Source organism: Peribacillus frigoritolerans, from assembly GCF_040250305.1.
Classification (GTDB): domain Bacteria; phylum Bacillota; class Bacilli; order Bacillales; family DSM-1321; genus Peribacillus.
Map to the genome: position 1 here is coordinate 4,426,457 of NZ_CP158190.1, position 13,395 is coordinate 4,439,851.

The window sequence follows — 13,395 nt, forward strand, 5'->3', positions numbered from 1 at the left end:
AATTCTTTTGTTATCAAGAAAATCATGATAGACTCTTACTCATTAACCTAAATCTTATTTTTAATAACCTTCCCTTTATATTTCCAATGGAGTTTACTCTGTGGAATATTCCCTGTTTACGAATAAAATGACAGAACTGGACCATTACATTTTTTATTGGAGGAATGTAATATGGTTAAAGATAAAGTGGCGATAATTACCGGATCTGCTAGAGGAATCGGCTTTGAGATCGGAAAGATATTTGCTGAAAATGGCGCAAAGGTCGTTTTGTCCGACCTTGATCAAAACACAGTTGAAAAAGCTGCTCTAGACCTAAGGAACAACGGCTTGGAGGTTATCGGCTTAAAAGCTGACGTAACAAGTGAAGAGGATATCATCCAACTAATCAAACAAGCTAAAGACAAATATGGACGAATAGATATTTTCATCAATAACGCCGGCCTTCAGCATGTGGCACCAATTGAAGAGTTTCCAACTGAAAAATTCGAACTGATGATCAAAATCATGCTGACCGCGCCATTCATTTCAATTAAGAACGTTTTGCCAATCATGAAAGAACAAGGCTTCGGCAGAATCATCAACATCTCTTCCATTAACGGTCTGATTGGATTCGCCAACAAAGCAGCGTACAATAGTGCCAAACACGGTGTAATCGGATTGACGAAAGTCGCCGCCTTGGAAAGCGCCTCTTTTGGCATAACCGTCAATGCCCTTTGCCCAGGATACGTAGACACGCCTCTTGTCCGCGGTCAATTGGAGGACCTGGCGAAAACAAGACAAGTACCACTGGAAAGCGTTTTGGAAGAGGTCATCTATCCACTTGTCCCACAAAACCGCTTACTCGATGTAAGTGAAATTGCCGACTACGCTATTTTCCTCGCAAGCGACAAAGCACGGGGCATCACAGGCCAGGCAGTCGTGTTAGATGGCGGATATACAGCTCAATAAAATGCATCTTAAAAACCCCGAATAAAGGACACCAAAAAAGGTGCTCTGTATTCGGGGCTTTCTGTCTTTCATGGAAATGTGGGAAAATTTGGTGGCACAAAAAAATCCCCCATGTTACAGTAATATTGGGATACCTCCCATTTTACAAATATTAAAAGGAGGCCTCGTCATGATTATTAAGTGGGTTAGACTGCGATAATTAAAAGCGCAGGCCAATCATCATGCTCCGGAAAGTATATATTGATCTGCGCCATCGTAACGGCTATTGGATAATATTTAATACGGAGGTAAAAAACATGAGTGAACAGATACTGAAAATAAATAAAGTGGATATATGTACAGAAAGTTTTGGAAACCATAAGGACCCTGCCGTGCTTTTGATCATGGGAGCGATGTCTTCATTAGACTGGTGGGATGATGACTTCTGTATCCGCCTCGCTGATTCGGGGAGGTTTGTCATTCGGTACGATCATCGGGATCTGGGACGGTCTACCGTTTATGAACCCGGTACCTCCAACTATACAATAACGGATTTGGCTGACGATGCCGCGGGTGTCCTGGACGCTTATTCCATAGAGCGTGCTTCTATCGTTGGAATGTCCCTAGGCGGTATGATCGGACAGATTCTTGCCTTAAGATATCCGGAACGCGTAAATACGCTTACGCTAATTGCATCAAGCGTGTTCGGGACTGTAATGGAAAAACTTCCTCCAATGGATCAGAGCATATTGGATCATCATGCAAAGAGCGCTTCCATAGATTGGTCAAATCGGGAAACGGTCATCGCTTTTCTTGCGGATGGATGGAAAACTTTAGCCGGCTCCAAACCTTATGAGCAGGAAAGAATGTATAAACTGGCAAAAAGAGAAGCGGACCGTGCCAAACAGCTACCGAGCAGATTCAATCATGCCATGCTTGCTGGGGGAAACGAATATTACGATCGAATGGGTGAGATTTCCGTACCTGTCCTCATCATTCACGGTACAGAAGATCCAGCCTTGCCATACGAGCACGGGCTTGCTCTTGCGAAAGCCATCCCTCAAGCTGAATTAGTGACTCTTGATGGATCAGGGCATGAGATTCATAGTAAAGACTGGGATATGATTATCGAATCAGTCATAAAGCTTACTTCGCGATAATTAATAAGTTTGCATAAAGGAAGCCGACCAATAAAGGTCGGCTTTTCTTTATACATTTGTTAGCAGAAACCGCCATATCCTTGAACGGGATAACAGCCATCGTTACCTCTATCGCCGCCGAAGCAAGCAGCTCCAACGATGATTAAAAGGATAAACAAAACGACTATAAAAGCGAAACCGCCACCAAATCCACCAACATCGTTACCACAACCGCAATTTGATTCATGACCACAATTTGACAATAGAAACATCTCCTTATTTGTTTTAGGAGGAAAAAATTAAATGGGTTAATTCAACTTATGTTCTAATTAGGATAATGACACAAAAATCATCGAAAACTTTTTCAACCATCCTTAAGTGATCCGAAATAAAACAGTTTAACAGCGTATTTTACTGTTTGGAGATTTCATGCAGCTTCGCCTGACACAGCGCAGGACTGCCGGACACCTTATTTACTCATTGAAATTTTTATTGTTTGTGACATCTAATTCCTACTAACTTCAGCTTCTTGTACAATGAAGTTAAAAAGGTCCGTGGTATTTATGATAAAAGGAAATTCTTATATTCTTGTTTTCTCCATGGCTGTTCTGTTGACAATAGTACTTGTTTCAACTACACCAATCATAATTAAAACTTTATTTGCTTTAATAACGATTGCGTTTTTATTTCCTGTGATTAGAAAGCTTCTGTTTAAAGACCATTTCAGAAAAATTAAAGTGGCATTCTACTCATCATTGACCTTTACAATCGGTTTATTTCTAGTCTCGGTTTTTGAAGAACCACCCTTTAAATTAGATGGAGATTTCTTTCAGATTATTCTTATTGTGCTTTTTTATAGTTTAATGGGAAATTTCTTTTATGGCTTACCAGTCTCACTAATTGTTGAATTTATTTCAATGAAATTTTTCAATATTCGTTTCTGGTTATCTGGAGCAATACATATTGGTTTTGGATTGGCTACATACTTTATTGACCCAGGAGGTTTCTTTATCTTTGCGGTTATTTGCTCCATAATCTTTTTTGCACTAGATGAAATCACTAAAGTATATTCGACTTCTTATTGGACTAACCTGCGCCGCTAGAGTGGCCATAAACTGTGTAGGAACAAAAAAAAAAGAAAAGGATAAAAAGAAATTAATCTATTTTATCCTTTTCAAGCAGTTCAATTACTCTATCAATTTTTTGTTCTATTTTATTGGTTTGTTTTGACCTTGTAAGAAGAGAACGAACAAAAAAGTAAACAGCAAAAATCATCCCAATCAACAAAGCAAACATAATAAGTTGATATACCATATCACCGATATTGTAACTCAAACACTTCACCCCTTTCTTTTGTATACTTGCATAACTTATAGACTAAACATCTTGAACTATCCTCCGCCGCTAGTTGCAGTAGAAAAAGGCCGCCAACCAAACTCTATTATTAAAGTAAAGCACAGTTCATTAAGGATTAAATTCTAAAAGGTAATTTCCCAAAACTCACGATCTTCAATAACTAGGTCATAAGGATCTTTGATGTCCATCCAGCGAATGTTTCGTCTCTTAGAAAGTGCAGAGTCCTCTTTACCACTCAAACAAGTAAAATACTCTACTACCCCACTAGCATTCAGGGCTTCATCTAAATATGAATATAATATTGTTAAACATTTTACTTCTTCCGCTGTTCCTTTAAATTCAGGCCCTAAAGGGATGTGACTGGAATAAGCTGCTACTTGGTGATTGAACGAAAAGTGTGGACTATATGAAAATTTTTGTTTCAATTTGCTATCGTAATTATGTTCAAAATATAAATCTGTGAACTCCAATTCATTTTTAAAGACATTAGGTTGATCTGGAGACAAGGGGTTTGAGCCGAACGAACCTTTTGGCAATCTCATTGGTGAAGCTAGATAAATGTACTGAGTCATAAGTTTCTCCTTTCTGTACCTTCATATGATCTGACACAAATTATTCGTATAGTTTTTTAGATATCACTTTTAGTTCTTTATATATTTGCGTAAGTGATATTAGAATATGTATAGGCAATCCAACTGCAAGTCCCACCAATGGAGAATAAGGTCCAGCGAAAGTAAAGAGCGATACAAGTGTAATAGTTACATATATAGAGATAATTATTGCGGTAAAATAAAATTCTCCTTTTTTGGATAATTAAAGCATAGGTCTCTTGCAAAGTTCGAAAACACTACGGCTAGCTAGCTAACCTGCCCCTTTAGTCTTCAAGAAAATCAACAATACTTTTTATTAAAACTGATTTTTCAAAAAAAGTAATAAATTTACACTTTTACACTGGAACATTTGTTCTACATGTGTTATTCTTATAAAAACAAATAAAAAGATCAAATCGCAGCCAAACGATTTGATCCGTAATTATAAATAAAGGCCGGTTGTATCCGCGGGCCTAACACGGTTGTACCGCTGAGCCGAGCCATTTGCTAACGTTCAGGGTGCCGGTGATAAAAACAGCTACGAACTTCAGCTAAAGCACCCATTAGTTCTATAACTACTTTTTTATAACCAATAGTGTTTTCTCATGTAGTTCAATGTCATAGATGTCATAATTATTAAGTGTGATAATTTGGTCAAATTCAACATTTCTTGCTTCTACCAGCTTTCTTGATGAACTGACCTGCCACTATTGAACCTAGTGCATATTTCTCGGCAATCTTTTTCAGTGCCTTTGCACGAGAAACGATAAATTCTCTCATATACTTCTCTAAAAACACCTTATCAGCTAAAACTCCAATCGGACCGAACGGTGACTTATTTTGAAATTTATCTATAATTATAGTCCCGCCCTGCTCTTCTATAAACTGATGTGTATGTACGAAGGAATGGAAGGCACCCTTCACCATAATATCCACAAACTTATTTGGTTTTTCCATTAATTTCACTTTGGCTTTCAGCCTTTGTTTAATACCAAAGTGAATGGCTTTCCAAGTAACAGTATCTCCCTCCTCTAATAGCCCTTCTGTCACACCATCAACAGCAATTTCCTTTGTTTTTCGCTGTCGTTAGCCCGTTATAGCAAGTATTACCTAGCTCTTTTCCAGTAACCTGCCTGTTTTTCCCATAAGAAAAAAGCTGCCTTAAGACAGCTCTTCGGCTTTTGCCTATATTTACTTTTTCATAACGGGGATCCATATTTCACTTCTAAATGTTGTTGAGGTTATGTCTTTATTTTCGTTCCAAAGGATTTCCGGCCCTTCTCTTTGTTCATAGTTAGAGGATGGAAACCATTCGGAATAAATACGTCCCCAAACATTTTGCAGTGTTTCAGGGAAGGGTCCGACTGCTTCGAATACAGCCCATGTAGATGCATCCACTTTCAGCTGTGTTAAGTTATCTGGACATTCCCTCGTTGTTGCTGCGCCGATATAATGATCAAGCTCCCCTTTTTCTTCAAACCTGCCCTCGGAAAAATTCGCAGATGCACTAAGCAGACCTAATGGCTCGACACTCGAAAGGTTTTTAAGCTCATTTATCGTTTTCTCGTCTAAACCTTTCCACATGGATGCAATCTCTGGATTAACCCCGTTAAAAATGATTGGAACTCTTTTTTTAATTCCAATTATATGAAATGCCTCTTTTTCTTCAATTCGATAGTTCATTTCACTTCCTCCTTTAATGGATAATTGGAAGGACATCGGTGGATAGGCTTTAAGTGAATGGCCATTACTTCTCGCTTCAGATGGTGTGATGCCATGCAAATGTTGAAACGCTCTCGCAAAAGAGTCCGGTGAGCTGTATCCGTACTTTATCGCTATATCAATGACCTTTATGTTGTTATCTTTAAGCTCAAACGCTGCAAGTGTAAGGCGTCTTCGGCGGACATACTCGGATAGTGAAATACCTGCAAGGAAGGAAAACATCCTTTTAAAATGATATTCCGAGCAATAAGCTAGCCTTGCAACCTCTTTAAAGTCAATTTCGTTCGTAAGATTGTCTTCAATGAATTTAATGGCACCATTCATATTTTTGAGCAAATCCATTCAATGACCTCCCTTATATCAACAGAATAGCAGGAGTTGAAACTAATCATCCGACATTCTGTGCACGATTATGTAGGGTATAAACTGTTTCATTAGTTTAAGTACAAACCTTCACGATCTCTTATAGACTTTCAATAAAAAAGCAATTACTTCCTTTTACAAAAGTAATGAAAACTATCACACTGTAAGTCATTTTATTATTTCTATTTTTTATAAAGGACTACCTTTAAAACCAATCCGCAAAATACTTTTTAACGAACCTCTGTCATATATCGGTTATATAAATCATCACATTTTTCAAGGCATTCTAAATATAATTGTCTGATTTCTGATATAGGACATAGTTTTATGTAACTTTCATCTTTTATTATCCTAATTAGTGGGTTCATTTCGTAATAATAACTATATTCTTGGTTACCTTTATTTAAAATGCTTTTATATCTTTTTAAAATAGTTATATAAGCATCATCAATTAACCTATATTCACATTTGGCTCTTTCTTGTTTATAAAATGTTTCGATTTCTCTTGCGAAAAATTTACTTTCCGTAAAGAACGAAGAATTTACTGGAGAATAATAAAGATACTGATCTTGATAAGGTCTCTTACTAATCTGCATTCTATGCCAATTTTTCACTTCTTTATACCGATCTCCTAAAGCTTTATAATCATTTGATATCGTTTTGGTTTGGAGATTCGATACATATTGAAAAATAGCAGAATTATTTTCGTAGTCAGAAATAGTAGTTATAGAACACCAGCATATATAGTTATTATCTAATTTCCCAATAATGCAGACCTCTTGTTTGGGACTAATGTATATTTCAAAAGAGACTTCCTTATCATCTACTTTATAATTTGGAACTACACTATGTTTTTGCTTGATCAAATTAAATTTTTCCATTTTAATTCCTCTCATATCTTTTCGTAAATTTACTGTATTCCTGCATATTAGTCAGAATTTCCACTTCAGCTATTGCCCCTTTTGCTCTATAAGAAAAGAGCAATTCGTCACTGCCCTTTAGAGAACTTTCGCACCTGTTAAAAAAAATGCTCTTATTGTTGTGATGGGGATTTACGGACTTTTTGCATAAATAGCTCTGGATTATCAATCTGATTAAAACCGTATTTTTTATATAATGAATGGGCATCATTAGTAGCTAACATAAACCTGCGAACCTCTTTTAGTTCGGAATGGTTGGTGATAACATCCATTAACCATTTTGATAATCCTAATTTACGATAGTCAGGTAATATAAACACATCGCAAAGGTACGCATGGGTTGCTAAATCGGTTATTACCCTTGCAAATCCAACTTGCTCAATATCTTCATTTCCTATTTCACCTTTATAAACCCCAAAACATAAGGTCGTATTTTCAATTGACTTTATTACTGTTTCCTTCGGTATTCCCTTTGACCAGTAAGCTTCTTGATTCAAAAAATCATGTATTAAATCCACATCTAAATACTTTTTATTAGCGGAAATCGAAAAACCCTTAATACTCATTTTACATCCCCCTAACATTTTTAATTTTCTGTAATTATACCAAATCACTGATGCCGAAATGGTTAAAAGCTGCCTTAAATATAACTCTATCTTCAGCTAACGTACCAGTTAGTTAAGTAAGGTTTAAGGGTTTCTTGGAAGAATTTTAATACAACAAGTATAACTAAGTAATCCGAAACAAATATTATACATGTTGCAAAATCAAAGGAGGTGGCTAAAATGAAAGCACAACGAGCAGAAGAAATTGCTTCTTCACCAAATATGGTTAATGTAACCTATAATGAGGAAAGTATCTACATCGAGCACGTCGATGAACAAAATGGAACCGCTACAATCCATCCCCTTGATGATCCAAACAAAAAACAAAGTGTTTCTGTAACCAGCTTAAAGGAACAGTAATTTCCTCGATTCAATTAATAAACCTCCACTTTCGGGTGGTGGTTTATTGTTCGATTAAGTTCATTGAACAAGCACCACATCTTGTACAGCTTATATTCTTCCATAAAAGTAAAAAAAGCCAACATCAATTGTTGACTTGAATTCTAATAAAGTTAACAACCTGTTCAAAAAACGAATTGGCTAAGCAATCTTTACATTAATTAGCATTACTTATATATTTCATTTTCTAATATAATCACTTTATCCCCATTCGCTGCTTTCCCTATTTGTTTCGTATTTTCAACCAACCGAAAAATATTATCACAGCATTGTTTTGCACCTATAACTAATAATGGTACACCTATAAAATCAATTTTTAATGCTCTTGATAAATATCCCCCTATAGACATGGCAATAGGTACAGTTGGTGATGTATTGGAGAATACTATTTTTTCGTTAAAGTGAAATTTCTCTTCTAGTAGTAAAGTCAATTCTTTTAATGCCGGAACAACAAGTTTCTCTCTTTTATGTCCAATTGTATAAACTGAGTTGCCCTCTTCATCGGTCCCGCGAAAAATTAGCTTTCCAAATTCTTTTTTCGTCAATTTATTAAAATATTTTACATTTAATATTTCTTCCTTAGTTAGTTTTCTTTCCGATTGGGGTAATTGTTTTAAATGATATGCGGCAGCCATAGACGTGGTATGTGTACCCCCATAATCATTATAAATATACATCATGAAATCATCCCTAATAGTTTTTTAATACTATTATGGTCATATACTCCATTTCCAATTCAGTTGATTATTTTAGGGAAATATACCGAATTCAGGAATATGACCTTGTTTCAAATAATCAAGTTACCCTATCTAAAAACACGACCTTTTTGCAGTACTCGATTAGAATATTCCCGTCCTCGGATCATCAAGACCTAAAGGGTAAATAAATTAAAAGAGTACACCTATCAGTCTGAATGATAAGGGCACTCTTTTATTGTTTATTTTATTTATAAGCTGGGTATGTATAGACAGCAACGCCTCTGTTAGCCAGTCAGTGGGTTTCTTTAGTAACGAGTTCTAAAATCCTTCCAATCCTAGAGACGGGACAGAAAATTTTATTAGATTATCATTGATTTTTTCTTTTTTAATCGGGGCAGGCAATACTGTGCTCCTCACATCAGCGACCGTTTTAAGGTCAAAGGATTCTATTGCTTCCCCCTCTTGGTTCATGATTGAGAGAATTCCATCATTACTCGTTTTTAGGTTAGGTTGATCACTGATTAAATGAGTATAGTATAAGTCTTCGTTCAGCGTGTAGGAATGAGAGTAGTCCGCTGAATAAAGTTTGCTTTTTTTATCAATTTTGCCTGATTTAAAGTTTTCAAAGCCATAGTTGAATAAAAGCTTGGTATCAGAGTAGGCAACCTTGTCTGAAGGAGCTTTTAGAGTGACAGCAATCAATTCCTGTTCTCCTCTGGTGGCAGTAGAAATCAGGGTGTAGCCGGATTGACTGACGAAACCGGTTTTCCCGCCGGTTATTCCCTTATAGGGGAGTTCGCCTTTTAACATTTTATGATGGGTAATTAGAGTTGTGTCCCATGTTTCCACTTCCCATGGTAAATCCTTCTTCCCAAAATACTCACGGAAAGTTTCATTTTTCATTGCATATTGGGTAATTTTCGCAAGGTCACTGGCTGTAGTTACATGGTCTTTGTCAAACAATCCATGGGGGTTCGTAAAATGAGTATCGGTGACGTTTACTTCTGTTCTTAAAAACTCATTCAAATCTTCCATGAAAAGTTTTTCACTGCCGGACATATGCTCGGCAATTGCGATGGCTGCATCATTTCCGGAGTTGATTAGCATTCCTGCAATTAATTTGGAAAGCTCTATTTCCTCCCCAGGTTCAATAAATACCGAAGACCCGTCTGCCTTAGCTGCTTTCTTGCTAACAGTCACTAGTTCGTTCTTATCGCCGTGTTCTATAGCATATATAGCCGTGGCAACTTTCGTTAGACTGGCTGGATACATACTTTTATTCATGTTTTTTTCGTATAATACTTTTCCACTTTTCGCATCAATAATGATCCCGGCGTCACTATTGAGAGGTAAGTCAGATTCTGCACTTACAGTCGTAGAGGCGAAAGGGATTAAAGCCAAAATGAAGATGATGAAAAACTTTTTCATATGCCGCTCCTTTGATGATAGTTAAATCCTATATAGTCATAATAAAATAAATCTGAATGTTTAGAGTTGATTTATTGAAAGTGAAATACAAAAGTAATTACCCCTTAATAATTTTGGAAACATTTCGGGTAATGATTTTCATTTTCTTTCCTGAAATAACTTTATAAGGGTTGTGACCCTTTTAGTGGAGACTTCATTTACCCCCCTTTCAAATGTTTTTTTTTGTAAATCACTAAATCTTTTCATGAAAAAACCCTCCAAACTGAAGGGCTCAGACTGAAGACAAACTCGATGAAGAACAAGTTTGTCTCAATTTTTATTTAGGTTATAAAACCTGGAACGTCGATTTCCACTCCAGGCACTCGCTTTCCGCGGGCGGTCCGGGAGCCTCCTCGGCGCTTTTGCGCCTGTGGGGTCTCCCCTTGACGCGCTTTTCCCGCAGGAGTCTCGCACCTTCCGTTCCAATCAACTTTGTTTTGAAATTTAGATAAAACCTAACTCACACCTTCAATCTGAAAGGCTAGTTACTTTATAGGAATGAAAATTCTGTTATGTTTTCATTTTCATTCCTATTAACACACATTCCACTTTTACAATAGGTTTTCTTGATAATATAAATATAATGGTTACAGGTATGACTAATAAAACATAATATTGGTCACTTTCTTTGATCCAATCATAAATAAATGAGTTATAAACATATTCCAGAAAAAACATATGAAAAAGATAAATAGCTAATGTAATGGACCCTATTTCAGTAAAAAATGTATGCTTTTTAGGAACAATACAGAAAAAACAATAAGTTGCTGCTCCCATAACTAAATAAACGATCAACTTATATATAAAACCGAGGGCAATGGAGCCTCCCATTAATTCCTCATAACCTAAACGGCCATAAAACCACTCTCTCCAAGTAGTTTCCCCATAGAAATAAATACCGGTAAAGATTAACCCTAGTACAGCCCAGCCTATTAGGGCATTACTTTTCTTTTTAACCCATTCAAAATGATTTTTTTCTAAAAAATGTCCAACTAAAAAGAAAGGAAAGAAAAAGAACGTTCTCGACAAACTTAACCATTCATTCACTTCACCAAAGTAACCGATTATTAGAGATACAATTATTGAAAAAACGATTCCATATTTCCTGGACGAAAATATAAACAATAATATATTCCAGCAGAATAAACTTATTAGGAACCATAAGGCCCATCTTGGAGTCAAAATTGTGAATTCAATTGGTTCATCAAATAACTTTTGATAATAGAAGGTATAAATCACCTGGAATATTACATAGGGAATTAATATTTTCTTAATTAGCCCCCAGAGGTCCTTTTTACTTTTTATCTTTCTTGAAAAATAACCGGATACTAAAATAAAAGCTGGCATATGGAATGAAAAAATAAACAAATAAATAGTTAAAATCCATTCGTTTTCTTCCACCATTCTAGCTAATGTGTGTCCCAAAACAACTAGTACGATTAAAACAGCTTTTGCATTATCAAAATATGGATCACGCTTCATGAATTCTTACCCCCTATAAAAAAACTACTAGTTATATCTTCTAATCCTGAATTATGGTTTGATTGAAAAAGCCGGCTTTCCTCTAATATAGGATTGCCGGCTTTTTACTTAAGGAACTTCTTTGGAGTATCTACCATATCATAGCTTGTTTACAGTATAGTTAATGGAAAATAACAGTTTGATAACAGAGACTTAAACAAAAAACTCCACCCACCAATTGGCTTATGGCGCTAACGCACCCGTTAATGACTTGCCGCAGCGAACAATCACTTCCAAATTCAAATCCCAAGCAGTTCCATACGTTTTCGCCTTACCAAAACGGGTAGTGTATTATATAAGCATGAGTATGATAACGTCTCTCTATAGGAGGAATGTTCATGAATCCGGTCATTTTATTTGATGGTGAATGCAATTTTTGCGATTCGAGTGTCCAGTTCATTATAAAGCGGGATCCGCAGGGGCTTTTTCATTACGCTTCGCTTCAAAGTGAGGCGGGACAAGAGTTGCTGAAGAAGTATAATGTTCCTGCAGATATAGATAGCATGGTCCTGATCGAAAGGGATAAGGCCTACTATAAATCGTCTGCAGCCTTGAGGATTTGCCGCCGCTTAAAAGGGGCATGGAAGTTGCTTTACGGCTTCATCATCGTTCCAAGCTTCATCCGGAACATCGTTTATGATTTCATTGCCAGGAACCGTTACAGATGGTTCGGAAAGAAAGAAGAAAGCTGTATGCTGCCGTCGCCAAGTGTTCGAAAGCGCTTTTTATAAATAGACTTGTAAACATTAATGTTAATTTAATTAATGACCGTGGAGAAATAGTTCGCACTTAGGGGAAGAAAATCAGGAAAAGGCTAATCAAACATCTTCAGAAGTTTGGGTAAAGGAGCAGATAATATTAATAGCAGTTGCCAATGAAAACCCGGAAATTAATTTTAGATACACTTTATACCTCTTTATCGGGAAGTAAACAATTTAAATCGAAGCCCCAAACTGCCATATTAAGCTCGGAATGAAAACACAGATGGAAAAGGTATTTAATTTTCTGCTTTCGTTATGGCTTAGATTATCTCTTTATTGGCATTCTATAACGTAAAAAAGGTAATTCAGCTGAATTACCTTTTTTACGTTATAGAGTTTCCGGTAAGGCTCTTTAACGAATGTGGTTGGTACACATTAAAGAACAATATTTATGAAGTGTGTTTATATAATTGTTAAGGGTGAGTTATTATTTGCTCAACTTTATTAAGAGTACTAGCATTACTTGGAATAAATTGAGCAGTTAATTGATAGTCTCCTTTTGAAAGCAACTTCGAATTAATTCTTATAGTATACTCCCATGTGTCTCCTTTATTAAAATCTTTTTTATGTTTTTTAGTCGGTTGAGATTCAACAGTAATGATATTCCCCTCTTTAATTGTACTATTCGTTATTGTTTTGAATTCTACGTCTATTTCATTACCTGTAGCAAATTGCAAATTAAAGTTCTTATTTGTATTATTGGTAATTTTATAAGTAAAACTCTCATAGTCTTTTGTTGTCAATTGATGTTCCAGGGATTGTTCGACGTTAAGATCGAGTTTATTGTTCTTTTTATCAATTTGAGCAATGTAGTAGTAATAGGCAAATATTATTAATGAAACAATCACAATACCAATAATGAACTTTCGCACAAGATACCCCCTTCCAAATGTTGAACATTACTTGTTTTATTCTCTCTTTTTTGTT

At 36.0% G+C, this 13,395-nt stretch carries 15 protein-coding genes and 1 pseudogene; 5 read left to right on the forward strand and 11 right to left on the reverse strand.

The window, feature by feature from the left end:
* Window positions 1–171 precede the first annotated feature (171 nt).
* Both ABOA58_RS21645 and ABOA58_RS21650 read left to right on the forward strand, forming a co-directional pair.
* Window positions 172–948, forward strand: a complete 777-nt coding sequence (locus ABOA58_RS21645; protein ID WP_034309729.1) for a 3-hydroxybutyrate dehydrogenase — start codon at window positions 172–174, stop codon at window positions 946–948.
* A gap of 296 nt (window positions 949–1,244) precedes the next feature.
* The gene (locus ABOA58_RS21650) at window positions 1,245–2,087 is read left to right on the forward strand and encodes an alpha/beta fold hydrolase (protein WP_350299965.1); all 843 of its coding nucleotides are present in this window, start codon (window positions 1,245–1,247) and stop codon (window positions 2,085–2,087) included.
* A gap of 59 nt (window positions 2,088–2,146) precedes the next feature.
* Here ABOA58_RS21650 and ABOA58_RS21655 read toward each other — a convergent pair whose 3' ends face one another.
* Complete coding sequence (locus tag ABOA58_RS21655) at window positions 2,147–2,329, reverse strand: YjcZ family sporulation protein (RefSeq protein WP_350299966.1); 183 nt, start codon at window positions 2,327–2,329, stop codon at window positions 2,147–2,149.
* 300 nt (window positions 2,330–2,629) lie between these two features.
* Between ABOA58_RS21655 and ABOA58_RS21660 the strand changes: the two genes are divergently transcribed.
* A complete protein-coding gene (locus tag ABOA58_RS21660) occupies window positions 2,630–3,169 on the forward strand; it encodes a hypothetical protein (protein ID WP_350299967.1) in 540 nt (179 codons plus the stop codon).
* A gap of 52 nt (window positions 3,170–3,221) precedes the next feature.
* On the opposite strand, the gene ABOA58_RS21665 is transcribed toward ABOA58_RS21660, so the two are convergent.
* The 6 genes and pseudogenes from ABOA58_RS21665 to ABOA58_RS21690 all read right to left on the reverse strand — a co-directional run bounded on the left by ABOA58_RS21665 (window position 3,222) and on the right by ABOA58_RS21690 (window position 7,583).
* Complete coding sequence (locus ABOA58_RS21665; RefSeq protein WP_350299968.1) at window positions 3,222–3,401, reverse strand: DUF4083 domain-containing protein; 180 nt, start codon at window positions 3,399–3,401, stop codon at window positions 3,222–3,224.
* 143 nt (window positions 3,402–3,544) lie between these two features.
* Window positions 3,545–3,994 (reverse strand): hypothetical protein, encoded by a 450-nt coding sequence (locus tag ABOA58_RS21670; protein WP_350299969.1) that lies wholly within the window; start codon window positions 3,992–3,994, stop codon window positions 3,545–3,547.
* Window positions 3,995–4,672: 678 nt separating this feature from the next.
* Window positions 4,673–5,089: pseudogene (locus ABOA58_RS21675) on the reverse strand (SRPBCC family protein); the annotation flags it as partial.
* A gap of 114 nt (window positions 5,090–5,203) precedes the next feature.
* The gene (locus tag ABOA58_RS21680) at window positions 5,204–6,076 is read right to left on the reverse strand and encodes an AraC family transcriptional regulator (protein ID WP_350299970.1); all 873 of its coding nucleotides are present in this window, start codon (window positions 6,074–6,076) and stop codon (window positions 5,204–5,206) included.
* A 251-nt stretch (window positions 6,077–6,327) separates the two neighbouring features.
* Window positions 6,328–6,978, reverse strand: a complete 651-nt coding sequence (locus ABOA58_RS21685) for a hypothetical protein (protein ID WP_350299971.1) — start codon at window positions 6,976–6,978, stop codon at window positions 6,328–6,330.
* A gap of 152 nt (window positions 6,979–7,130) precedes the next feature.
* Window positions 7,131–7,583 (reverse strand): GNAT family N-acetyltransferase, encoded by a 453-nt coding sequence (locus ABOA58_RS21690; RefSeq protein WP_350299972.1) that lies wholly within the window; start codon window positions 7,581–7,583, stop codon window positions 7,131–7,133.
* A gap of 219 nt (window positions 7,584–7,802) precedes the next feature.
* On the opposite strand from ABOA58_RS21690, the gene ABOA58_RS21695 reads away from it, so the two are divergent.
* Window positions 7,803–7,982 carry a small acid-soluble spore protein H gene (locus ABOA58_RS21695; protein WP_101223203.1) on the forward strand — a complete coding sequence of 60 codons (180 nt, stop codon included), beginning with the start codon at window positions 7,803–7,805 and terminating at the stop codon, window positions 7,980–7,982.
* Window positions 7,983–8,188: 206 nt separating this feature from the next.
* On the opposite strand, the gene ABOA58_RS21700 is transcribed toward ABOA58_RS21695, so the two are convergent.
* The 3 genes from ABOA58_RS21700 to ABOA58_RS21710 form a co-directional block, all read right to left on the reverse strand.
* A complete protein-coding gene (locus ABOA58_RS21700; protein ID WP_350299973.1) occupies window positions 8,189–8,701 on the reverse strand; it encodes a DUF3189 family protein in 513 nt (170 codons plus the stop codon).
* A 336-nt stretch (window positions 8,702–9,037) separates the two neighbouring features.
* Window positions 9,038–10,147 (reverse strand): D-alanyl-D-alanine carboxypeptidase family protein, encoded by a 1,110-nt coding sequence (locus tag ABOA58_RS21705; protein WP_350299974.1) that lies wholly within the window; start codon window positions 10,145–10,147, stop codon window positions 9,038–9,040.
* 549 nt (window positions 10,148–10,696) lie between these two features.
* A complete protein-coding gene (locus ABOA58_RS21710) occupies window positions 10,697–11,668 on the reverse strand; it encodes an acyltransferase family protein (protein ID WP_350299975.1) in 972 nt (323 codons plus the stop codon).
* Window positions 11,669–12,045: 377 nt separating this feature from the next.
* Here ABOA58_RS21710 and ABOA58_RS21715 point away from each other — a divergent pair, with 377 nt between their 5' ends.
* Complete coding sequence (locus ABOA58_RS21715; RefSeq protein ID WP_350299976.1) at window positions 12,046–12,438, forward strand: thiol-disulfide oxidoreductase DCC family protein; 393 nt, start codon at window positions 12,046–12,048, stop codon at window positions 12,436–12,438.
* Between the two features lie 443 nt (window positions 12,439–12,881).
* Here ABOA58_RS21715 and ABOA58_RS21720 read toward each other — a convergent pair whose 3' ends face one another.
* Window positions 12,882–13,340, reverse strand: coding sequence for a hypothetical protein (locus ABOA58_RS21720; protein ID WP_350299977.1), 459 nt, complete (start codon window positions 13,338–13,340; stop codon window positions 12,882–12,884).
* Between the last annotated feature and the right edge of the window lie 55 nt (window positions 13,341–13,395).